This window comes from Chitinophaga ginsengisegetis (assembly GCF_900168065.1).
GTDB classification, from domain to species: Bacteria; Bacteroidota; Bacteroidia; order Chitinophagales; family Chitinophagaceae; genus Chitinophaga; species Chitinophaga ginsengisegetis.
Window position 1 is genome coordinate 1,762,928 of sequence record NZ_FUZZ01000001.1, and the last position, 23,399, is coordinate 1,786,326.

At 42.4% G+C, this 23,399-nt stretch carries 24 protein-coding genes and 1 tRNA gene; 13 read left to right on the forward strand and 12 right to left on the reverse strand.

Going from position 1 to position 23,399, the window contains the following annotated elements; all coding sequences use genetic code 11:
- Positions 1-86 precede the first annotated feature (86 nt).
- From B5Z18_RS06935 to B5Z18_RS06975, 8 genes are all read left to right on the forward strand, one after another.
- Positions 87-3,224 (forward strand): SusC/RagA family TonB-linked outer membrane protein, encoded by a 3,138-nt coding sequence (locus tag B5Z18_RS06935; RefSeq protein ID WP_079468645.1) that lies wholly within the window; start codon positions 87-89, stop codon positions 3,222-3,224.
- A 27-nt stretch (positions 3,225-3,251) separates the two neighbouring features.
- On the forward strand, positions 3,252-4,754 hold the full coding sequence (locus B5Z18_RS06940) for a RagB/SusD family nutrient uptake outer membrane protein (RefSeq protein WP_079468646.1): 1,503 nt from the start codon (positions 3,252-3,254) through the stop codon (positions 4,752-4,754).
- A gap of 389 nt (positions 4,755-5,143) precedes the next feature.
- Entirely contained in the window at positions 5,144-6,283 is a 1,140-nt protein-coding gene (locus tag B5Z18_RS06945; protein WP_143313518.1) for a hypothetical protein, read from the forward strand.
- Complete coding sequence (locus B5Z18_RS06950) at positions 6,280-7,365, forward strand: S8 family peptidase (RefSeq protein WP_079468648.1); 1,086 nt, start codon at positions 6,280-6,282, stop codon at positions 7,363-7,365. Before B5Z18_RS06945 ends, B5Z18_RS06950 begins: the two co-directional genes overlap by 4 nt.
- 4 nt (positions 7,366-7,369) lie before the next feature.
- On the forward strand, positions 7,370-8,440 hold the full coding sequence (locus tag B5Z18_RS06955) for a hypothetical protein (RefSeq protein WP_079468649.1): 1,071 nt from the start codon (positions 7,370-7,372) through the stop codon (positions 8,438-8,440).
- A gap of 205 nt (positions 8,441-8,645) precedes the next feature.
- Entirely contained in the window at positions 8,646-9,086 is a 441-nt protein-coding gene (locus B5Z18_RS06960) for a hypothetical protein (protein WP_079468650.1), read from the forward strand.
- A gap of 256 nt (positions 9,087-9,342) precedes the next feature.
- Positions 9,343-9,939, forward strand: coding sequence for a methyltransferase domain-containing protein (locus B5Z18_RS06970; protein WP_079468652.1), 597 nt, complete (start codon positions 9,343-9,345; stop codon positions 9,937-9,939).
- 49 nt (positions 9,940-9,988) lie between these two features.
- Positions 9,989-10,747 carry a YoaK family protein gene (locus B5Z18_RS06975; RefSeq protein WP_079468653.1) on the forward strand — a complete coding sequence of 253 codons (759 nt, stop codon included), beginning with the start codon at positions 9,989-9,991 and terminating at the stop codon, positions 10,745-10,747.
- Between the two features lie 10 nt (positions 10,748-10,757).
- Here B5Z18_RS06975 and B5Z18_RS06980 read toward each other — a convergent pair whose 3' ends face one another.
- A complete protein-coding gene (locus B5Z18_RS06980) occupies positions 10,758-11,465 on the reverse strand; it encodes a Crp/Fnr family transcriptional regulator (protein ID WP_079468654.1) in 708 nt (235 codons plus the stop codon).
- Between the two features lie 164 nt (positions 11,466-11,629).
- Between B5Z18_RS06980 and B5Z18_RS06985 the strand changes: the two genes are divergently transcribed.
- Positions 11,630-12,244 (forward strand): methyltransferase domain-containing protein, encoded by a 615-nt coding sequence (locus tag B5Z18_RS06985; protein WP_079468655.1) that lies wholly within the window; start codon positions 11,630-11,632, stop codon positions 12,242-12,244.
- A gap of 133 nt (positions 12,245-12,377) precedes the next feature.
- Here the strand turns inward: B5Z18_RS06985 and B5Z18_RS06990 are convergent, their stop codons facing one another.
- From B5Z18_RS06990 to B5Z18_RS07005, 4 genes are all read right to left on the reverse strand, one after another.
- Positions 12,378-12,686 (reverse strand): hypothetical protein, encoded by a 309-nt coding sequence (locus B5Z18_RS06990; protein ID WP_235015883.1) that lies wholly within the window; start codon positions 12,684-12,686, stop codon positions 12,378-12,380.
- A 110-nt stretch (positions 12,687-12,796) separates the two neighbouring features.
- Positions 12,797-13,081, reverse strand: a complete 285-nt coding sequence (locus B5Z18_RS06995) for a hypothetical protein (protein WP_079468657.1) — start codon at positions 13,079-13,081, stop codon at positions 12,797-12,799.
- Positions 13,082-13,100: 19 nt separating this feature from the next.
- Positions 13,101-13,697 (reverse strand): hypothetical protein, encoded by a 597-nt coding sequence (locus B5Z18_RS07000; protein WP_079468658.1) that lies wholly within the window; start codon positions 13,695-13,697, stop codon positions 13,101-13,103.
- Positions 13,697-14,104 (reverse strand): biotin/lipoyl attachment domain-containing protein, encoded by a 408-nt coding sequence (locus tag B5Z18_RS07005; RefSeq protein WP_133256311.1) that lies wholly within the window; start codon positions 14,102-14,104, stop codon positions 13,697-13,699. The genes B5Z18_RS07000 and B5Z18_RS07005 overlap by 1 nt, the downstream gene beginning before the upstream one ends.
- 94 nt (positions 14,105-14,198) lie before the next feature.
- On the opposite strand from B5Z18_RS07005, the gene B5Z18_RS07010 reads away from it, so the two are divergent.
- The 4 genes from B5Z18_RS07010 to B5Z18_RS07025 all read left to right on the forward strand — a co-directional run bounded on the left by B5Z18_RS07010 (position 14,199) and on the right by B5Z18_RS07025 (position 16,514).
- Positions 14,199-14,912, forward strand: coding sequence for a Crp/Fnr family transcriptional regulator (locus B5Z18_RS07010; protein WP_079468660.1), 714 nt, complete (start codon positions 14,199-14,201; stop codon positions 14,910-14,912).
- Positions 14,913-15,021: 109 nt separating this feature from the next.
- Positions 15,022-15,981, forward strand: a complete 960-nt coding sequence (locus B5Z18_RS07015; RefSeq protein WP_079468661.1) for a DUF5996 family protein — start codon at positions 15,022-15,024, stop codon at positions 15,979-15,981.
- Between the two features lie 79 nt (positions 15,982-16,060).
- Positions 16,061-16,144, forward strand: a tRNA-Leu gene (locus B5Z18_RS07020).
- Between the two features lie 31 nt (positions 16,145-16,175).
- A complete protein-coding gene (locus tag B5Z18_RS07025) occupies positions 16,176-16,514 on the forward strand; it encodes a PDDEXK nuclease domain-containing protein (protein ID WP_200817209.1) in 339 nt (112 codons plus the stop codon).
- 169 nt (positions 16,515-16,683) lie between these two features.
- Here B5Z18_RS07025 and B5Z18_RS07030 read toward each other — a convergent pair whose 3' ends face one another.
- From B5Z18_RS07030 to B5Z18_RS07055, 7 genes are all read right to left on the reverse strand, one after another.
- A complete protein-coding gene (locus tag B5Z18_RS07030; RefSeq protein WP_079468662.1) occupies positions 16,684-18,147 on the reverse strand; it encodes a serine hydrolase in 1,464 nt (487 codons plus the stop codon).
- 132 nt (positions 18,148-18,279) lie between these two features.
- Positions 18,280-19,293, reverse strand: a complete 1,014-nt coding sequence (locus B5Z18_RS07035) for a terpene synthase family protein (RefSeq protein ID WP_079468663.1) — start codon at positions 19,291-19,293, stop codon at positions 18,280-18,282.
- 73 nt (positions 19,294-19,366) lie between these two features.
- Complete coding sequence (locus B5Z18_RS07040; protein ID WP_079468664.1) at positions 19,367-20,365, reverse strand: terpene synthase family protein; 999 nt, start codon at positions 20,363-20,365, stop codon at positions 19,367-19,369.
- Positions 20,366-20,704: 339 nt separating this feature from the next.
- Entirely contained in the window at positions 20,705-21,067 is a 363-nt protein-coding gene (locus B5Z18_RS07045; protein WP_079468665.1) for a LytR/AlgR family response regulator transcription factor, read from the reverse strand.
- Positions 21,068-21,089: 22 nt separating this feature from the next.
- A complete protein-coding gene (locus B5Z18_RS32455; protein ID WP_159454222.1) occupies positions 21,090-21,263 on the reverse strand; it encodes a hypothetical protein in 174 nt (57 codons plus the stop codon).
- Positions 21,264-21,437: 174 nt separating this feature from the next.
- On the reverse strand, positions 21,438-22,163 hold the full coding sequence (locus B5Z18_RS07050) for a LytR/AlgR family response regulator transcription factor (protein WP_079468666.1): 726 nt from the start codon (positions 22,161-22,163) through the stop codon (positions 21,438-21,440).
- Positions 22,160-23,329, reverse strand: coding sequence for a sensor histidine kinase (locus tag B5Z18_RS07055; RefSeq protein WP_079468667.1), 1,170 nt, complete (start codon positions 23,327-23,329; stop codon positions 22,160-22,162). Before B5Z18_RS07055 ends, B5Z18_RS07050 begins: the two co-directional genes overlap by 4 nt.
- Between the last annotated feature and the right edge of the window lie 70 nt (positions 23,330-23,399).

A 23,399-nucleotide genomic window follows, 5' to 3' on the forward strand; every position in this document is an offset into this window, starting at 1 on the left:
GCCCTGGCACATCTATCTGTCTGTTACTTAACAAATGTTTCTGGAATAATAGGATACTATCAAATTAACCTAATAACATTTTAACTATGAAACAATTTTCCACGGTGATTTTTAAAATGCCAGCATTGCGCCAAAAAATCATTTATGCCACCTTTGCCTTATTCATGGGAATAGTAATGCCCCTCCAAGCAAAAAATCCGGCAACGCTTAATTATCCTTCACCATCGCTCAAGGATGTACGTGGTAAGGTGTTGGAAGAGAATGGTGTGGGCGTACCCGGCGTGAGCATCAAAGTAAAGAATGCCAATAAGGCAACAACAACCGACGGTGACGGGAACTTCAGCATTAAGGGCATTCCCGACGATGCAGTGCTGATCGTTTCTTATATCGGCTATATTACCCAGGAAGTCAGTGTTACTTCCGCAGATATGCTGATTAAACTTGTTCCGCAAATTAAAAAGATAGACGAAGTAGTGGTGGTAGGTTATGGAACAACTAAAAAATCAGATCTGACCGGGGCGGTTGGTACCGTTAAAGCTGAAACGCTGCAGGAACGTCCGTCGTCCTCGTTGAACCAGAGTTTATCCGGGCGTGTATCCGGGGTGAACGTATCTTCAAATTCAGGGAGGCCCGGTGGCAGAACCAATATCCGTATCCGTGGGTCCAGTTCCCTGAGCGTTTCCAATAACCCATTATATGTAATAGATGGTGTAATACTGAATCCTGTGGGTTTGAGGAATGGCAGTACGCCGATTGACTATATCAACCCCAACGATATTGCTTCCATCGAAGTACTGAAGGATGCTTCTTCTACAGCGATCTATGGAGCCAGGGGCGCCAATGGTGTGATCCTTGTTACCACAAAAAGAGGTACTTCAGCCGGAGGAAGGATCACCTATGATCCCGACTTCAGTATAGGCGTGTTGCCAAAGAAGCTGGAGCTGCTCAATGCAAAAGAGTTTCTGGCAGTAGAAGACCTGGCTTATGCAAACGCTCAAAAATATGATCCCGTAGGATGGGCAACGGGAACAAAATACACCGACCCCAAAACCAAACGTACCAATCCCAAACTATTTGATTCACAGGGAAACCCTTTATATGATACAGATTGGCAGGATGAAGCATTCCAAAAAGCATTTACACAGAACCATCAACTTGGATTTACGGATGGTGACGAAAAAAGAAGCATAGGCGCTTTTTTAAACTACCGTAGCCAGGATGGACTGGCACGTGGCTCCTGGCAGGACCGGTACGCCGGTCGCGTGGTGTACGACAGCCAGATAAAAGACTGGTTAAAGGTTGGTGGTACAATGAGCTATACGGATCAGCGGGAAAAACAGGTGGACCAACTTGATGGAGGCGGTATCACCATGATGCGCCAGGTATTGGAAGCCCTGCCTATTATCCCCGTAAGATATGCAGACGGATCGTGGGCCAGCAACAGGGATTATCCCGGCATGGAGGGCGGTGATAATCCACTAAGGGTAGCTGCCGACAGGATTTCCATTCTGCATACACAAACCCTTCTTGGTAATATGTATACAAACATTCACCTGGCGCCTGGGCTGGAATTGAGATCGACTATTGGCGTCAATATCATTAATCAACGGGAAGATTATTTTGCTGCAAAAGGAATGCAATACATTTCAGACAACGGAAATGCGTTCATTAATAATAACCGGTACAACTCCTGGCAGTTTGAGAACTACCTAACTTACAACAGGCAGTTTTCAAAAGTGCATGCTTTAAATGCTATGGCGGGAGTATCCTGGCAACATATTGACCGTTTTGAAAACCAGGCGAGTACAGAAGGCTTCACCGACTCGTACTATCAATACTACAATCTTGGTGCAGGCTCCAGTCCCCAGCCTCCGTCTTCCGTAGGAACGGCGAATGGATTGAACTCTTACTTTGGCCGTGTCAATTATGGCTTCCGCAACAAATATTTAGTCACCTTTACCGGCCGCCTGGATGGATCTTCCAAATTCGGAACTGACAACCAGTTTGCTTTCTTCCCTTCTGCCGCCCTTGCCTGGAGAGTAACGGAAGAAGATTTCATGAAGAGCATCGCCGCTATATCCAACTTGAAAATCCGTGCCAGCTATGGCGCCACAGGCAACTCTGAAATACCCGCCTACAGGGCACTTGCGGGCATGGGAAATTATAGTGTAATTTTCAACGGCGCACGCAATTCCGGCGTTGGTATTGACCGTATCGCCAATCCTGGTTTACAGTGGGAAAAAACAAAACAGGTCGACTTCGGACTTGAACTCGGTTTGTTCTCCAACAGGGTAAATCTCGAACTGGATCTATACCGCAGAAAAGTGGATGGCATGCTGCTGGATGCTCCCTTACCATACACCAGCGGACGTGATAAAATTTTCTCCAATGTAGGAAGTATGGAAAATAAAGGAGTTGAATTTGGGATCAATACAACCAACATTAAAACCGATAATTTTTCCTGGAATACTACCTTCAACATCTCCATCAATAAAAACAAAGTACTTGCTTTAGCCAATGGCGATATATCCTCCGGTAATGGTATCATCAGGGTGGGCGAACCTGTCGGCTCTTTCTTCGGAAGGGTGCATCTCGGCACCTGGAGCAGCAAAGAAGCTGACGAGGCAAAGAAATACAATATGCTCCCTGGTGATGTAAAATATAAAGATATCAACAACGACGGTATCATAAATGATCTGGACCGGACCATCATCGGGAAAGGCATACCCGACGGGTATGGCACCTTTCTGAACACCTTTCAATATAAATCATGGTCACTGACAGTAGACCTGCAGTTTATGTATGGCAACGATGTATTGGACAGAAGCATACATTCGGCCGAAGACAGGCAAGGCATTGCCAATAGTTATAAAACCGTGCTCAACGCCTGGACGGAAACAAACCAAAATACGCCTATAGCTCAAATACGTCCTATCAACGCGTATTACACCACTAATAACGACAGCCATAAAGTAACAGACGGTTCGTTTATCCGTGGCCGTAATTTACTACTGGCATATACGTTTCCCTCCACAACAGTTTCTTCTTTAAAACTCAGTCGCCTGAGGGTATATGCTTCCGTGCAGAACTTCTTCCTGGTTACGAAGTACAAAGGATACGATCCTGAAGTTTCCAACTCCAGCTCTCCTTTTGATCAGGGCCTGACATTGTACGATTATCCAAAGCCACGGGTATTTATGCTGGGGCTTAACGTAGGGTTATAATACATAACAAACTTCAAACGAAAAACTATGAAAGCAACAATAATAAGATTCGGACTGCTGGTATTAACAACCGGTGCATTATGGATAACCGGTTGCCGGAAATTTTTAGATGAGACAGATCCCAGCAACTATACAGAGGATACTTATTTTACAAAACCCGAACATGCCAGGAGTTCCGTAAACGCCATCTATGCCAGTTTACGGGATCCTATGGACGGTGGTTTCAACGGCGCACCCTGGACCATGACAGAATTTGCCACCGGGCAGGCCGCTACTGATCTTGGACAGGCCGTTAACAGCTACTTTATAAAAGACCTGCACAATACAGCAGATAACACATATGGAGAGAATTACTGGAAAAATTATTACAAGGGCATCAGTAATGCGAATCTATCCATCGCAAAAATACCAGGCATTAACATGGATGCCGCAGAAGCCAAAAGCCTGTTAGGCGAGGCTCACTTTTTACGGGCCTGGTATTATTTCAACCTGGTACAAATGTTTGGTAATATTCCTTTAATTACTGAGCCTGTTGATTTAAAGTCGGAACAGTTAAGGCCCATGCAGGCAGCCCCGGAAGATGTTTACAAATTAATTGTGGATGATTTAACAGCAGCAGAGAACGCCGGGTTACCCTGGAGAGATGCCAGTGGAAAAGTAAGTTTGGGCGCCGTAAAATCATTGCTGGCAAAAGTGTATCTCACGATGGCCGGCTATCCTTTACAAAAAGGAGCTCCCTACTTTGACCTGGCAGCAAAAAAAGCAGGGGAAGTATTGGATTCAAAACAGTTCAAGCTATTTGACACTTACGGTGATTTGCATAATCCGGCAAAGAAAAATATAGAAGAGAACATTTTTATGATCCAATATAAAACACAGGTCATTCCAGGCCCCTGGCAGTCGCTCATTATTCCTTACAACAAGAATATCTCCGCCTATTCTGCTGAAACAGGAGGCATTTATGCAACGGCCGATTTTGTAAAATCGTATGATGCTGCAGACCTGCGCGCCAAAGAAGGTCAGTTCTTTTTTACCGAATTCACCAACCAGGACAACAGAAACCTGAAGGTAAACCTGGGCGGTTATTTTATATATAAGCTTTTTGATGTGACGGCACAAACCACCACTGCCAACAGTGATCTTAACTGGTCGTTGATCCGTTACGCCGATATATTACTGGTGTACGCCGAAGCAGCCAATGAAGTAAGCGGGCCGGGCGCAAAAGTGTATGACGCGGTTAACCAGGTACGTACAAGAGCAAAATTACCGGCACTGGCGGGGTTATCTAAAGACCAATTGCGGGAGTCCATCTGGCGGGAACGTTGGTATGAGCTGTGTTTTGAAAACGTCACCTGGTTCGATATGGTACGTCTTCGTAAAGCATTTAACGTAAGTACCAAAGGCTTTGATAATTATGTAGGTCATAAGTTTTCTTACGGGCCCGTTCTAACGGAAAGAGAACTTTTATTTCCGATACCAAGTACGGAATTGAGAAATAACCCCAATCTGATACCTACAAAAGGATATTAGTTTGAAGGTGCAAATAGTTTGACTAATTTATATTTCATCTTTCTAATCATAAAATGCTTAGCGATTAAATTAAAAGAGGCTTGAAGTCAATGATCTTCAAGCCTCTTACTTTTTTTGAGTGAACCTATGGAATCCGGGTAATTACCTGAACTGTCCGATTCTGTCTAATATCGTGTATATCCCCTCCTTTCTTCTTCTCAAAAAAAAATTTTTATTTTAAATGATTTTTATACCTTAGAGTACGTTGAATATGACCAGAATCTAACCCCGGATTGTGTTAATGCCCTATAGTTTCCTGGCCTTATATATAAAATTTTAACCTCATCAGACACAAGATTTATCCCTTAGGCATTGTTATGCAATTTTTCTATGCTCTATAACCAGGAGTTATGTTTAATAGTATTGCCTTAGATGTAGTCATAGGACTTACATTCGTTTTCCTCTTATACAGTTTGTTCGCTTCCATCCTTCAGGAAATAATAGCGAAGTATCTACAATTGCGGGCGCTGATGCTGGGCAAAGCCATCAGGCGATTGCTGCAGGATAGTGATTTTACAAACAGAAGATCACTGGTAGGCCGTCTCTTCGCAGGAAGGAAAGCCCTAAACGAAAAACTGGATTTTGTAAATCAATTTTATGAGTACCCCACTATCAAATACCTGGGAGAAGGATCCTTCTACAGGAGGCCCGCCTACATCAACGCCGGCACATATGCCGAAGTAATAGTAAGAATATTACGCGGACTGCAGTATACTGGCATAGAAAATCAGTTGGAACTGATAAAGCAAAATTTATCAGACCCTTTGGGGGTACCTGTCCGCAAAAAATTTGAGCCTCGCTCTGGCAGATTTGCGGATAGTATTAAAAAAAAGTTTTCAGATAAAGTAACTGTAGCTCTCCTCAAATCGCCCACGGACATTGAACCTATCAGATTAAGTATAGATAGGGAAACAAAAACCATGTTAATGCAGATGGTTTATGAAAGTCATAATGACATAGATAAATTCAGGACCAAACTGGAAGACTCCTTTAATGAAATGATGGAACGTGCAGAAGGTTGGTATAAAAAGCAGACCAGACTGATATTGTTTCTGATTGGGCTATTCCTTGCAGTGTCATTCAATGTAGACACGATTAAAATATCTACCATACTGATAAAGAATAAACAGGTCCGGGACCTGGTGGTGGAGAAAGCTATCGAGGGTAATAAATCACTCTCTAAAATTGTAAAGCGTCCTTCAACCGATACGGCCTACACGCAAGAACAGGTGGCAGATGTTACCAATAATATCGGACAGATTAATAACATACTGGGTGCTTCCTGGGGCGACTGGAACGGCTATACTATTCCTGGCTGGCTTGTTACCGCGCTGGCCATTTCGCTGGGAGCCACCTTCTGGTTTGATTTATTACAGCGATTAATCAGCATACGGCAGGCTGGCATGAAGCCTGAAGAAAAACAGGACAAGAGTACTGATAAAACCACCACACCTAACATTGTTGAAAACAAAAAAATTCGTGTAGGATGATTATTACTGCCAACAAACCCGTTAACACCCGTCTGGGCTTTCCTCATACCACTGCTACCAATCCTACATTCCTGGAGCCTGGCCACCAGCTGGATGTTGTACAAAAGGTATATGGAGAATTACTGGATGGGAACAACGAGTGGTTTTTAAGCAGGGAAGATGAGTACTACTGGAGCGGCGGCTTTCATACCACGGCAGCAACCCTGTCGATGCCCGTAAAGAATATGTCGGATTTGTTTGATGAGTGGCGTATTGCGGATTTCTGGAAGCAGGGTATTACCGGCGCCGGCGTGAAAGTAGCGGTCATTGATGCCGGCTTTAATCCTGGTAATATTGCCATAAAACATGCTATCAATCCCGATGATATACCATCGTTACAATTTCCGGACACCGGACACGGCACGTATATGTCTGCCATCATTTGTGGTAACGATGTAAAGGAAGGATACCTGGGAGTGGCGCCCGGGGTACAGCTGCACTTCGCGGAGATTGATACAAATGATAACAGTTTTAACATCAATGACCTCATTTCAATCCTGCATGGCCTTGAAGGTTACGACATTGTTTCCATGAGTTTTAGTTTCAAAGGAGGGAATACCGGAGATACAGAGATCATAAGACAATTTGATGAAGTGACGAATAAATTTATAGATAACGGCAATGCGATTTTTGTGGCGGCAACAGGCAATAAAGCAGATGAAATGAATCCCTATTACCCTGCGGCCTATCCCCTGATAAATGCTGTTGCAGGCTCGGAATCCGATGGCAGCCACCTGCATGGATTAAGTAATATATGGCAAGACGTGGAGTTGATTGCTCCCTTTCGCGGTTACTTCAATAAAGCTACGAAAAGTGAGTTTACCAATTATTTCAATACGGATAAGATTAACGGCACCTCCTCTGCTACAGCCTTTACGGCAGGGCTGATAGCATTAATTAAATCTGCCCACTCCAGGCAGGGCAAGGTGTTTCGTAATGTTGATTTAACCCGTTTTCTGGAAGATGTACACGTTCAAACGGATTCCGCTTCCTTTAACCTGAAGAAAATTAATAAAGAGCAATTTTTTTCACTTCTAAAATAAATATATGAAACGATTAGTCCTGGTTTTATCCCTGATTTCATTGTATTATTTTACCTATGGACAAAATTACGTTGAACTTGATCTGAGTTCAAAGTCAGGCGACAAAACAATTGGGTTAACAACACCCGGTGTTAAACTGATCAACATGTCTCTGCAAAATAAGTACCGTGTGAGAGTTACTGTCCAGCAAGAGAAAGGGAGCTCATCACAATTTGGCGATGAGGCTGGCGCGGATTCATGCAACGAAGCTCATCCTAAAATTGTAAAGCTAATTACTTCTCTGCAGGCTGAAAAGGATGAAGTGAAGGTGGCTGAATGGATTACGTTAATCAATGATTCACTCAGCGATAAATCCCTCGGTAAGTGCAAAGACGACCTTCAGAAAGCTGCCGCCAAAGTAATTGAAAAAACCATGAAGGAATACTCTTTTGAATCTCTGACAGCGAACTTTTCGCTGAAGAAGAACCAGAATATTATTGTTACCGTGGATGCAGTGGATGATAAGGGAAACAACCTGGATAAACACTGGGAATTTATGCTAAGAACGCCCCGAAGTGTCAGTTACATAACGCATTTTGGCTTTACTTTTTCCCCCAACATTATAAAGGAACCTTCCCAGTATTTCAGTAAGGCAGCTGGTAAAAGTATATCAAGTCCTGACGTAGATTCATTTACCATCAAAAGAAGAAACAATAATGGCACCGATTTCTGGAAAGATCTGTCAATTACTGCCAACTTCTTAATGCCCATTAATTTGAACCGTAAACAGGAAGAACTGAACAATTTTAACCTGGCATGGTGTGCAGGTTTTGGCGTGAGTGGAGATGCACGTTTTACAGTGTTTACCGGTCCCTCAATGCTAGTATCTGATTGGGCCGCCCTTACTTTAGGTTTTGGCGCCAGCTATGCCTATAAGTTGAAAGGAGAATATGAAGAAGGTCAGGGATTATTGCAGAGTCTTGATTTTGATCAGCTGCATGAAAGAGGTATCAGGCCAACAGTTCTATTGTCTTTCAGTTTCAGGTTCTCGAGGGAACAGTTGGGAAAAGCTATCGAAAAAATAGGAGGCAAGTAACCTCCTCACAGATAGAAAGGCTGGCTTAAAGCGTTCTCCTACTTTTGAGCCAGTCTTTCGTTAACATCTATTGCCGCCGGTGTTAAAATACAATTCAGCCAGCAATAATCAGCTCTGCCGATTTAACAATAAAATCTTACAGCATCCAATAATAAAATTCTAACTTAAATGCTCATTTGAAAACCTAACATTTAAATTTTAACCCATGAGAAAAGCAATCTTTCTAAGCTTTCTGCCACTGCTGTTTTTATTACAGAGCTATGCAACCTCCACTTCCGGCAGAAATGATGAAATCAGCGGAACCCATTGCACTGTTCCCGGAAAATCCATTAACAGCGCAGCCAACAACAAAATCCTGACGGAATTTAATGTCCGGATAACACTGGTAGACATTTATGGTGCGCCGGTTACCGGCGGCACCGGTTTACGCGGTTACTGGGCAAAAAATGTAGCAACCGGCGTGTACTATTACCCGGGTGGACAGGAAGACGAAGATAAATTTGATAACCTGCCGGCTGGTACCTACACCTTTGGCGCATATCCGGGCAACTGGGAAGGAGCGGTTTCCTCAACCGTTACGCTCAGCAGTGATGCAGTTGGACCGGATGGTTATATTGTTGTAACATTAACTTATTGGGTGGAATAACCCAACGTAGAAGACAGGTTGTAAATCAAATGATTTACAACCTGTCTTTTTTTATGCCCTTCCCCAAAACAGAAACCGGTAACCCCGCCCCTCAAAAAGTGACTTTTTGCAATTTTTTAATTGAAAAGTATCAATTAAACCGAATCGATCTTCCGGTAACTTTGCACCATTAATAACGCTCCCGGAAGGCATTTTTCCGGTTAACCTTTCTTTGCTAACCAGCAACCTGTTCTTTCTAAAATAGTCAGCAATAAACATGGAAAATATTATATCCGGGCCAACGTGGTATGTGAGTGATGCAGCATTTGACTGGCTGTATCCTGAGAGAATACAGCAATTATCCAAGCGGCACTGGACACCTATGGAGGTAGCGAGAAAATCGGCGAAATTCCTGGCTTCCGGAACCGGGAAAAGAATACTTGATATAGGAAGTGGTGTGGGTAAGTTTTGTCTTATCGGAGCACATCAATTCCCGGAAGCTACATTTTATGGTGTAGAGCAGCGAAAAGAATTATATCATTTTGCGCAGGCAGCCAGGGAACGGACCGCATCAGGGAATGTTGAATTTATCAACAGTAATTTTACACAGGTAGATTTTAACGACTTTGATCACTTTTACTTTTATAATGCGTTCTTTGAAAACCTGGTTGATGAGGGACAAATAGACCAGGATACCGAATATTCCACAAGCCTGTATAACTATTATACACGTTATATGTTCAAAGGACTGGACAACAAACCCAGTGGTACCAGGTTAGTGACGTTTCATAGCCTGGAAGACGAAATTCCTCCCAGTTACCAGCTGGTGGATGCTACAGTAGATTTTCTCTTAAAAATGTGGATAAAAAGATAACCGGAAGGCGATAAGGTTACGCAGGGTGTACCTGTGAAAATATTAACAGATGCTGCGTCATATAGGAAGAAAAAGAAACTACCGGCATAATTTACGGCTCGCCGTACTTTTATGCTTTACTGCCGGAGTAGTAAATGCGGCCGGTTTCTTTGCTTTTGCGGTACTAACCACCAATGTAACCGGCCATGCGGCATTACTGGCGCATAAGTTGGCAACGGGCGACTTCAGGTCTGCACGAATGGTTGGTTTATGGCTGGTACTTTTTCTTGCCGGAGCATTTTTCTCAAGCTTCTGTACCGGCAAAGCAGGACAGCACAAAAGATTTGGTTATGCAATACCTATCGTATGCGAGATCATTATCCTTGTGTTGGTAGGTAGTTTTGGATATACCTTTGATCAATCTATTATCAAAACAGAATACTTTGCCGGCAGCCTGTTATTTGCAATGGGAATGCAAAACGCCCTGGTATCCACAATTTCCGGGTATGTGGTTAGAACTACACACCTGACCGGGATGTTTACGGATCTTGGTATTGACCTGTACACATGGATATCCACTTCTGGCAAAAGCGTTGCAACGGTCAGGAAAAAAATTATCCTGCGGCTCGTTATCATCACATTCTTCCTGACAGGTGGAATTGTGGGGGGATATATGTTCCTGAAATTTAAGTACGTTACCTTTTATTTACCGGCGGCGGTACTGGTTATTGCGATGTTCTACGACGCTTTCCGGGTGAGGTTATCCAAAATGGTACACCGGATCAGGATTCAGGATAAAAAAATAGTGACGCAACCAGCTGATAATTGATTGGCTGCATCTATTTATAGTTGGCTATCTTAATCAACTTACCAACATCTTTTATCATAATTTTCCTTCCTTTTGTTTCCAGTATATTATCTTCTTTGAATTCAGTTAATACTCTTACGATATTTTCCCTGGCAGTACCCACAAGGCTGGCCAGGTCTTCACGGCTTATGTTTATTTCTATCGACATTCCTTCTACATAATTCTCCTTATACTTTTCCCGGATAATGATTAATTGCAGTGCCAGTCTTTCTCTTACGGTCTTTTGGGCGAACATGGTCAGGCTGTTTGCCAATACCGCAAATTCATGGCTTAAAGTTTTGAGTAGCCTGTTGTTCAGCAAAGGAGAATAGTCGAGCGCCTTGAGGAAATCTTCTTTGGGAATGAATGCGATGGTGCTCTCTTCTATAACGGCTGCAGAATCCGGATACCGGTCTTCCGATAAGATGGCATGATACCCGATCAACTGCCCTGTATTAGCCAGGTAAATGATCTGCTCTTTACCGTCATTGTCAACTTTATATTTCTTGACCTTTCCTTTGGTGATATAAAATATACCGGATGGATATGACCCTTCCCGGAAAAGTACTTCATTCTTCTTGTATATCTGCTCGCTTTTATGGGCTATCAGCATCTCATAAACATCCGGCGGCAGATCCGCAAGGATGGATTCACTTTTGAAATCCCATTTATCTATTGGAAATATACCCTTGATACTCATCGCATACAAAATTAACATTTTTAAAGTTGATAAAACTCACTTTTCAGGGTGATAAATTTCACCGCAGCGCTATTGAATGATAGATACCTTTGGGGATATGACTAAAGCAGGGAGATAAGATTATCTGCAAGTCAATATTTCAACTGTAAACCGTAGTATAATACATGTCATTTGCATCATCAACTTCATTACGTGGGCATTCAGATAAGTGGTTTGAATCAGACGCCAACTTTCATCATCTTTATCCCCTTTATATACAGGCGCTGGCACAAAGGCACTGGACTCCCTTAAGGGTGGTTCAGAAGGCATCTAAATTCCTGGCTGCCACACCGGGTGCCAAAATACTGGACATTGGCAGCGGGCCTGGTAAATTTTGCCTGGGAGGCGCCTACTATAACCCGGATGCTTTCTTTTACGGCATTGAGCAGCGCAGCGACCTGGTACGTTATGCTTTTATTGCGAAAGAAATGGTGGGGCTTAACAATGTTACCTGCATGTATGGTAATTTAACAGAGTTGGATTTCAGCCAGTACGATCACTTTTACTTCTTCAATTCCTTTTATGAAAATCTTCCCGGTACCTATAAAATAGACGATAAACTTACTTATTCAAGATCTTTGTATAATCAATATAACAGGTACCTGTATACCCAGCTTGAAAGAATGCCGGCGGGTACAAGGCTGGCGACCTACCACGGCGCCGAAGCGGAAGCTCCGCATGGATATCATATTGTGGGCACGGATATAGATCATCTGCTAAAATTCTGGATTAAGTTATAATTGACCGGGGAGCGAAAAGATATTTCACTGGTATAAAATATCTGAACGCCGTGATAAAATGTATCACAGCGCTCAGATGATGGTTGGTTAAATGACATGCCCGCTACGGGGAGCATTATTAAACAAGTGGAATTTAAGACAACACGCTCTCCTTTTGCTTCCGTGTTTCAGCTTCAGGATCATGGCCCACATAGAAGGTCAGGTATAGCGTCCGGGACAATCGCATTAATAAGGGCATTGAAAGCGTTAATATAATCCCGTTAGCGATCAGCCAATGAAAGATGCTGTCATCTCTCCAGGTTATACCAAAAATCAGCCAATACCATATTAAGTTAAACACGGAGAACATCACCGCCAGCACATAGCTAACGTATCCGGTTCCATACCAGAATCCTATTTCCAGTTCTGTCCGCTGGCCACACACAGGGCAGTTACCATGCATATCCAGGACTCTTTTTAGTTGGTAAGGATTATCATTTTTAAACAATTTCCCTTTTCTGCAACGGGGACATTTATTCTTTAAAATGCCGGCAATAAAATTGGATTTCTTCATCACAATATTTTCTTCTGGTCCGGAGTGACCTGCTTAACGGATGTATCTCTGATGCAGATAAGTGCAAAACGGTAGCAACTCCATTGTTCACTGCTACATTCAAGCGGCGGAATTCCTTCCAATGCTGTCTCTAATTTGTTGAGGCACCGTTGTACTATAAATCCATTCTTCTTCTTCTCCCTCATGTTATTGACAGATACCTGGATAACATCTTTCACTTCTGCATTATTTTTTGCCACCCTGATTTGTTCAATTATTGTGGCTACATATTTATCTATTGTCATGTTCCGGCGTATTATTTTTTTATTTCTTCATCCACATTTTCAGTAAAAAATCTTCAGAGGCATCTATCAGCCGGTACCCCGGAGGCACTTCATCTTCCAGGCTGTGAAAGGTTACCAGCCTGGTTCCTGCAGGTTTATTATCCAGTTCCCTGTACAAATAGCGGGAATAGTATTGATAGAGACTGGTGGAATAATCAATCTGCTGATCTATTCTATTCCTGGTGTCTAAATTTTCAAAGAAGGCATTGTAAAAGTAGAAGTGATCATAATCTGCCAGGTTAACCTGTGTGAAGTTACCATTGATAAATTCTGAATTAATTGTTTTCGTGTATTCTTTTGCAGCCAGTGCATAATGGTGTAATTCACTTCTTTGTTCCACGCCATAAAAAATTGATCCGGGATAGTAATGAGCGCCGATAAGCGCAAATTTTCCAACACCACTTCCTATATCGAGGATCTTTCCATTTCCTTCAGATGCCAGGAAAGCAGCGGCGCTTTTGGCGATTCCCACGGGAGTCCAATGCCGTTTCGACATTTGCTGAATCCTTTCCGGGAACAGCCAGTCGAAAGATGCATCTGTCAGATACCAGGCCGGTTTCATCAGCGTGTTTTCCATTACTGATTAGCAACTTTGGAGCGTATTAATTTCTGATAGTTTTCTGGAGAAAGAAGTGACTCCTGGTTGTAGAATTTCAGCGGAGTAACGAAAAAAATCCAGCCGTTGTCCTGCGGACTTTCCAATACAAGGTTTAGATTTCCTGAAAGTTTTTGATTCCTGCCAAGATATTTGCAGCCGACCGGTGCATGTACAGGAATAATCTGATCGGCGGTGTGGATTTCAGCAATAATGGCTCCTTTCTCAATAATGCCTTTGGGGTTATGCCATATTATATTAACTATATTCTTAATTCCTTTCAATCTATGTGCAGAAACACCTACAAAACCAACACTACCATTTAAATCAATCCACTCATGATTGTCTGTGAAATTAATCCTCGGACGGGAAATAGTTGATATTTTCATATTGCAAAGGTACCTTTGATGGTATTCGGTTTCATTGATACTTTTCAATTAAAAAACTGCAAAAAATCACTTTTTCGCCCAGTGGGTCATTTCTATGAGTTTAGAAGGTCTGTTTCCCATCTATAAATGGAATTTTAAATCTCAATCCATCCTGAGTAATCTGCCTGAAGATGAATATGCAGCGCTTCATACCCATATGCAGGAACAGCGTTATGGGAAGGGGGAAATAATATTCAGACAGGGAGCTGTTGCTTCCGGTATTTTCTTTATAAAAAAAGGGAAGGTTAAAAAGTACCAGGTTGACCAGAATGGCCGGGAGCAGATTATATACGTTGCCAATGCAGGCGAATTAATCGGGTATCATGCTATTTTAGCGGATGAGCGTTATCCGGACTCCGCTGCTACCATAGAGGAAAGTATCATAGCCTTCATTCCCAAAGAAGATTTTATGGCTATTATGGAAAGGTCCAGCGTGTTGCCACGCAGATTGCTCAAAATCCTCAGTCATGAATTCACAGTACTGGCAAACAGTATTTCTGTATTTGCGCAGCGCTCTGTTAAAGAAAGACTGGCGATTACATTAATTGTATTGCGCGAAAAGTTTAAAGAAGAAACAGCAGCCGGGGAAGATATTATGATCAATATTTCCCGTAGCGACCTTGCCAATATGGTAGGTACCGGTAAAGAGAATATTGTCAGGTTTTTGACTGAATTTAAGTCCGCCGGCATTTTAACCTCACACAGCAAAAAAATCTGCATCAAAGATATCAGGCAACTTATAAAGGTATCCGGATGCGGTAATGTGTAACCGTTTCAACTCCCGGTTCATTCAATCCTACTCTCTTTTCTGCACAGAACATTCCCTGCGTCCTTTTTGTTAAATAGTCACTGAACTTCTTACCCTTCAATCATTCGCTATGCAAAATGCCAATCCCAAACAGGATCAGTGGCCTGTGCTCACCTACAACGACTGGAAAGATACGTTAGCTACCGTGCACCTGTGGACACAGATAGTGGGAAAGATCCGTCTCCGGAAAATGCCGTGGTTAAATCACTCGTGGCATGTAACGCTGTATGTAAGTCCGGATGGCCTCAGCACCGGAAGCGTGCCATACCAGCATGGCATCTTCCAGATCGACTTTAACTTCATGCAGCATCAGCTGATTATCATTACCAGCACCGGTAAAAGAGAGACGCTGGAACTGCGCCCCAGAACAGTAGCCGACTTTTATAACGCGTTATTTGAAAAGCTGGAGGCGCTGGATATTGATGTAACTATTTACACGGTGCCCAGCGAAATTGCCGACGCCATTCCGTTTGAGAAAGATGAAGTGCATCAGTCGTACGACCGGCAGAAAATGGAGGACTTCTGGCAGGCCCTGGTCAAGATCCACAATATCTTCACCCGTTTCAGAACGCGCTTCACCGGCAAATGCAGCCCGGTCCACTTCTTCTGGGGCGCCTTTGACCTGGCGGTAACCCGGTTCTCCGGAAGGGATGCGCCTCCTCACCTGGGAGAAGCGCCTAATATGCCGGCGGCAGTAATGCGGGAAGCTTACTCCAAAGAGGTGAGTTCCTGTGGATTCTGGCCGGGCAGTGAACAGTACCCGCATGCCGTTTTTTATGCCTACTGCTACCCTGTTCCTCCTGCCTTCAGCGAACAACCCGTTCAACCCACCGGCGCCTTTTACAACCAGGAGATGGGAGAATTTATGCTGCCTTATGAACTGGTACAACAGGCTGCAAATCCGGAGGAAACGTTGCTGGCATTCATGCAATCGACCTATGAAGCGGCGGCCAACACAGGGCATTGGGACCGCGCAGCACTGGAGTGTGACCTTTCCCGTTTGGAAGTCGCGTATGGGTGTTTCAAATAGATTTTAGTATTTTTTTGCAAAAATATTTGGTAGAATGTTTTAGCTGCTTATCTTTGCAACCCCTGACACAATATCAGTTGCCCAGATGGCGAAATTGGTAGACGCACTGTGTTCAGGTCGCAGCGCCTGCAAGGGTGTGCTGGTTCGAATCCAGTTCTGGGCACTAAAATGGACAAATCGAAATTCATCTCGGTTTGTCCATTTTTATTTTCGGCAAAACCCGTTTCCAGCGTATATATCAGCTTAACGGCTTTTTTAAGTCGGGCGAAAAGCAAGAAGGAGAACAATCCCCGATTGGCTTAATCTTATGTGCCGAAAGCAGACGAGAACAAGTTGAGCTGTTCGAAATGCACAAAGATGGGATCATGGTAGCTGAATATTGGACAGAACTACCTCCTAAAAAGAACTGGAGAAAAAAATACATCATCTCTTCATTGAAGCTGAGGAAAGAATTGAGCGTAAGAAGGCGCTGGAGTAATACTTCGAATGCGGAGCATGAGGAAATTGACCATTGGGGTTTTACCAAAACATAGCTGGCAACCAGGCGATTGCCAGCTAATAGCACTCTCTTTTCATCAGCAGATAAAATTAGATACCCTTTTTGCGCCGGTGAAAAGAATAATAATTCACAGGATCTATTAGCTGAACTTGTACTGCATCCTATCCATGAGTAGCTTAAATAGCTGAATACGATGCCGCACCTTATTTACCAGATCTAAGCTGTTTTATATGTTGTTCTGCATTCTTGTTTTGAGGATCGAGTTTCAGGGACTGTTCATAGTTTTTAAGAGCGGATACATTATTGCCCAGCTCTTCATAGATCTCGCCCAGGCTATCAAATGCATTAGCGCTTGTGGGATATAAATAAACATTCAGTTTAAATATTTCCAGCGCATCAGCGATCCTTTTTTGTGGGATCAGTTTATATCCCCAGCCATTTATTTCTTTTTCCGTTATTGTAAAGCCAGTATTTGCTTTCTTCAGTTTCTTTACTTCTTCTATGGCATTTTTATATCCCACCTTATCTAAGGTAATTTTTAATGCTCTCAGGGATGCGGAAAGGCCGAAACCATTCGCTTCTTTCATATCCGGGATAAACAATCCGGCGAGTTCATCAATGAATACATCCGGTGTCCCGCCTGATAGATTTGTAAGCACAATAATGGAAAGGTCATCATTGGGATATACAAATACAGCCGAACGATTGCCACCAACAGGCGCCAGGGCCGGATGATCTGTTCTTTTAACAACCGGCCAGCCTGCAGCATAACCATTAAGTAAACTGCTAAAGCCACTTGTTTCGCCATTATTCAGTACTGCAGGCGTCCAAAGTGCCCGAAGACTTGCTGGTTGTGTTAATAACTGCATACTTTGTAAGGCAATGATCCAGTCCGCCAGTTCTTTTGCTGTTGAACTCATTCCGGCAGCCGTTTGCAAAAAAGGAGGAAACGAAAAGAACATATTCCGGAGTTGGCCTTTTTGATATTGGTAACTACAAGCTGCATGGGCTACAATGTTTTTGGTAGCCCCAAAACCAGATTGTATAGTTTTCAACATCCCTGCTTTTTCCAATTGTTGTTTGGTAATGAACTCCTGGAAAGACATACCGCTTAATTTATCGATAATGCGGCCGAGTAGTAAATAATTGGTTTGGTTATAACTAAATTTCTCTCCAGCCTTAAATTCATTTGGCATTCGAAGTATCTTATTCCAGGCTTCCTCCGGATCATCGGCTATTAAAACGGATTCCTCTTCATTTACAATATCCGGGATTCCCGAAATATGCGACAAGAGTTGCTGAACCGTTAGTGGCTTCCATGCGTCAGGTATGTCTGTGAGGTATTCAGAAATGGGTGCATCCAATTTTAATTTTCCGGCTTCCACTAATTGAACAATTGCAACACCTGTAAATGCCTTGGTGATTGAATTAATGGTAAAAACAGTTTTGTCGCTTACCGGAATGGAGTCCTGCAGATTTGCCAGTCCATAATTGCCCGTTTTAATAATTTTCCCATGCCTTACAATCGCCAGTTGTAACCCGGGAATTCTGCGCTTCTGCATCTGGTTTTGGATAAAAAAATCAATGCTGTCTGCTTGTCCAAAAACACTAATGTTACAAGAGAAAATCAGCAATGCGATAAGCCCTGTCTTCAAAATGCCAGTCATGTTGGATGAATTTCCCGCAAAGAAAGCATTTTTCCACCACGCTTACAAGCAAACAGGGATAGTTGTTTTAGGACGAGTCAAATCAATCAAACTCGCTCACAATCGAATAAAATCGCGAACAGTCAGGGAAACTTAGCCTCCATTTGCCTGAATGTTTGCAGTACGCCCCTCCTCGGGCCAGGCGAAACCCACTCCTCCATGTAGATATCTTTCCGTTTGCAGATAAAAAGTATTTACTCCCTGGATCCCGACTCCTGCATAATAAAAGAATTTATCAACGTGTTCCTGATATTCACCAAACTCACGATACTCTGTGTGTAAAGTAAGTAATTCCGCCATTTCCTCGTTGTGTATGCGGAAGGCCTCTTTGCAGGCATCCTCCAGCGAAAGATTATATTGTTGCTGCAATACAAAGACCAGGTTAAAAACTTCTGTTCCCTTCGCCATTTCTTTGGGCAGGGAATGAATGTCGTTTTGCCACGCAATAACCAGGGTCATATGAGATATGATCTTTTGAACGACAATGTGCTCAAAGATATGTTCTGGCAGCACAAGCCCCGATTCAATTTCACCAAAGATCAGATACGGGCGCATAAGAACGGAATACTCACGAATGGTTTTGAAAAGAGTAAGCGACGGTGGGCGCTGGGCTATTTTATAAGGATACTCCAATTCAATCCCATATCTGACGGATTGATAGAAATAGTAAATAAAGCGTTCCACCCATATTTCAGGCATCAAAGCACGGAATTCATCCCTGATCAATGCCATATGTTGATAGATTGCGTTTTCTTCCGGCCTTGGTTGATCGCCCTTGAGAATAGCTGTACAACGATCCCGTAGCTGTTGGATTTCCTCAAGAGACGAATTTTCCACCTGATCGTCGAAAGCCACATATTGGAGCATGAACCTATTGCAGGGAATACTTTGCTCATAGGTTAAGTCCGGCCACATACGCGCAGTGCAGATATGCAGCTTCATTCTCTTGTATTTTTCCCGTTGTTCTTCAGTCAAAAAAGTGTAGTCATTATCAATCCAGCCATCCATATCTTTCCCCATCTGTTCTGCATGTGGACTGATAAGGTCCGGCCAGGGGTAATAGCCATGTGGCAGGTAATCTTTTGAATTAAACTCTTCTGGTCTCATCTTGTTTGAAGTTTGAGTTTTGTAGATTGTAAAATGTATAACGGTAACAGGTTTATTCCATTTCAATATCTACTTACACCTGGTTGAATTTCTCTCTTAGCTCCGCAGCATTGGGGAAAGCAGTTCCATTGTACCGGTCCAGCTTAGTAGATACATTTTTCCAGCCACTGAGCACCATGCTCATATAGTGCACCCAGTTAACCACGGCATCCTGCCATATCCCAAAGTCGGGTAAGGAAGCCTGCAAGGTGACAAATTCTTTCAGGTCTTCATTATGCAGACGCAGGTCTTCGAGGCACGCTTCTTCCAGGGAGATTCCGTACTCATGCTGGATCACCTTTACAATGTTATAATAAATACTGCCGGTTGCTTCGTCTTTATTCACCGATTGCACCTCGTTAAAGTAGGTTACCAGGTGGCAGGCGAGTGCCTGCAAGCGCCGGATCACCGGATGCTGGTGTATTTCGGGTGGTAAGATTATTTCTGTTTCGACTTCTGTTAATTGCAGGAAGGGATAGAGACAAATGGAATCTTCCCGCAGGGCAATACATTCTGCCACAGTGGGGAAGGTCTTATTCCTTTTGTACGTAAGCTCCATTTTCAGACCGGCAAAATACCGGCTGATCATTTCCGAAAAACGAATGATCGATTCCTGCGGGATAAACTGCAATAGTTCCTGACGTAACGATTCGAGCATATTACCCAGAGGTATTTCTGCTTCAGCAGCTCCTATCTCACCGTTCAGTATAGCCACTGTTCTATCGTGTACATACCCGATATCCTCAGGAGTCCCTTCTTCATACAGATCGTCGTTGTACAAGGTCCAGAGCATGAGCCTGCATATGGGTTTCAGTCTTTCAAACGAAGCTGTAGGGAACCAATGAGAGGCGATGTGGGCCGTTTTAGTTTTCTTGTACTTTTTCCGGAGGTCCGGATTTTGCTCATACAGCCATAAGTATTCCCCGTCTATCCATTGCGTTTCTGTAATTTCCTGCAACTGGTCCGCATAGGGGTTTTTAAGGGCCGGGAACGGATAATTGAATTTAGTTCGAAGCAGTTCAAGAGTGTTCATGGATAAGTAGTTAATTGAATGGATGAAATAGAAATAGAATCTGGTTAGGGGTTAAAGCCCCTATCGTCATAGTCTTTCATGAAATTATTATAGACTATTGCGATAGCGCTGCAGTGATGTTGCAGATAGACCGGTCCTGGAATATATTCTATCAGGACCGGTATATTCCTGTGTCAGAAATCAATATAGGCCGATAGGTAAGAAATGATCCGGTTCCGGGCATTACACTGGCCAAACGGTTAACACTGTTTGGCCAGTTTTTATTTTGAGGAAAAATCTCCATTGTTCCAGGTTGAAAAACAGATCTGCTCTTGCCTCGTCTTTCCTGGTTTCAGAAAATCACACGATAAACCGCTGCAACTCACTTACAAAAGCCTCATAGCTCACAGGCTTGTGCAGATAGCCTAAACCAGACAAATCTATCTGCAACTTTTCTTCGATGAACGCCTTCGGATAGGCGGTGGTAACTATTATCAGAATATCTTCTTTCCTGACCAGCTCCTGGATCTGGTATTTGTTGATTCCTTTGGTATTCACGTCAAGAAAAATAATATCCGGTTTTTGCCGGCAGATAATTTCTACAGCATCATGCAAATATTCTATTTTACGGGCAGTATGCAGAAATGGTGTTCTTTCAATATACTGTTCTAAAATATAAGTCGCCAACGGCTCATCTTCTATAATAAGACACTTAATATTCATTACGCACAGAAGTAAAGATTTTCTATAACGGATAAAGGCTTCCTGTTATAGTCAGATCGGTAGTAAAAGAATCATTAACCATTGCAGCAAAAAAGTCGTCCCGGTTACTATTGGCAGCAACCTGGTCAAGCTTGATAATTACCTTCTTTTTAACAACAAGTAACTTATTTTTGGCGGGCTGTTGAAGTTTTTTCACGGTAATAATTTTTTGGTGAAAGAATCATTTACCCTTCAAAAATGCACCCTAATGAAGATATGGAGAAACTTTTTCGATATTCGGATTATCCTGCACTATAATTGGCTTTATCTGTACGGAATTTGAATCAGGGGAGAAGATTACTTCATAAACAGTCTATTATTACAGGAATTATCAGATACCCTCACCAATATTGAGTATCCTGTAGAGCGCAGATTTCTGGCTCTTGGCTACGGGTAAAGACAACCCGGTGTTAAGTTCAACTACGTTACCCATTAATGACTTTATGTGATCGAGCGAAACAATATAGGACTGATGGATCCTGTAAAACTTATCTACAGGCAGTTTAGCTTCAATCGCTTTCATGCTGGAATAAACCAGCAGTGTATTTCTTAAAGTATGAATTTTAATGTAATCCTTTATGGACTCTATATACAGGATCTCTGAGAGGAGTATTTTATTTAGTTTGCCTTCGGCTTTCAGGAAAATAAAGGGATTCTCCGTTGCTGCATTCAACTTTATTTCCTGCTTGCTCTTAATCTGCACTACGGCTTTATTTACCGCTTTCAGAAAGCGTTCGTAAGATACAGGCTTCAGTAAGTAGTCCGTAATATTCAGCTCGTAGCTGTCAACAGCAAAATTGTCGTATGCCGTGATAAAGATAATGGCGGGTGGATTGGGTAAAGACCTGACCAATTCCAACCCATTCACTTTAGGCATCTGGATATCGCTGAACAATAGGTCAACAGGTTCGCGTTGCAGTATCTCCAACGCTTCAAAAGCATCTTCACAGGAGGCTAACAATTCAAAACCGGGTATTTTTTCCACAAACCCTTCTATAATTTCCCTGCCTATGGGTTCATCATCTACTATCAGGCATTTAATTTTTGTGCTGCTCATTCCATCTCAATTTGCAGTTTTACGCCAAAGCTAAGCTCTTTGTCATCGACATCTAACTGATACTTACCAGGGTATAACAATTCCAATCTTTTCTTTACATTTTCAACTCCTATGCCCCCAAACTTCTTTTCTTCGCTGTAAACATAGGTTGGGTCTTTATCATTAAGAACAGAAAAATAAAAAATTCTATCAGAAACAAAAATTTTTATTTCAAGAAAGCTGTCTTTTCCCGATTTTAACCCGTATTTAAAGGCGTTCTCGATAAATACAAAGGTCATTAAAGGTGCAATCTGTTGATTATCAACATTGCTCTCGTCAATATCCAGTATAATTTTCTTTTCTCTCTTATAGCGTATCTTTTCAAGCAAAACGTAATTCCTGATAAAAGTAAGCTCCCTGGTTAACAACACCCGTTCCATATTGGACTCATACAGGATATAACGCATGATCGCTGACAGGTGCAGTATAATATCAGGGATATGCTCATCTTTCTTCAGGGCTAATCCGTATAAATTATTCAGGGTATTAAATAAGAAGTGCGGGTTAAGTTGTGCTTTTAAGAAATTGCTCTCCAGGTTAAGCTTCTCAATTTCTAACTGGTTCGTTTTACGCTCCGCTTTAAATATTGAGGAATAAAATCCGATAATGTCAAACAGAATTTTTATAAACGAGGAAGGAGATACAGAATATAAGACCAGCATAAATTCCGCCGCTATATACTTCGGCGATAAAACTTCCAGTAAAGATTGATTGGCGCCAAACCTCACAGATTCCCGGACGCTGGCGATATTAACATGTATAGTATTGTGAATAATAACAAAACAATAATGATTCAGCACCAGCCATAACACCACACAAAAAATAAAAGAGAGCAGGGCCAGAACAATCCTGTTCTTAAACAGCGTATTCGGTATAAAAAAATAGAAGAATAAATAAAAAAAAGAAGCATTACACACAAGGCTTCTTCCCATAAAACCAATAGCCGCTACTAAATTGAGCCCATATGCAAACAGCAAATTCAAAAATATAAATGAGGACAAGACCGCCCATACCAGGAGATGACAAGCTATCCTGACTTTGGTTGTATAATACTTATCAAAATCAAACTCCGCTACTTCCTCCAGGAAGGTAGCCGTTTTACTTCTTTTACTCTGGAATTCCAACATTGCAAGAGATCATTTCATTTAGGAATGATCATAAATTTAACAATTAAAAAGTTCTTATCCGGCGAAAAAA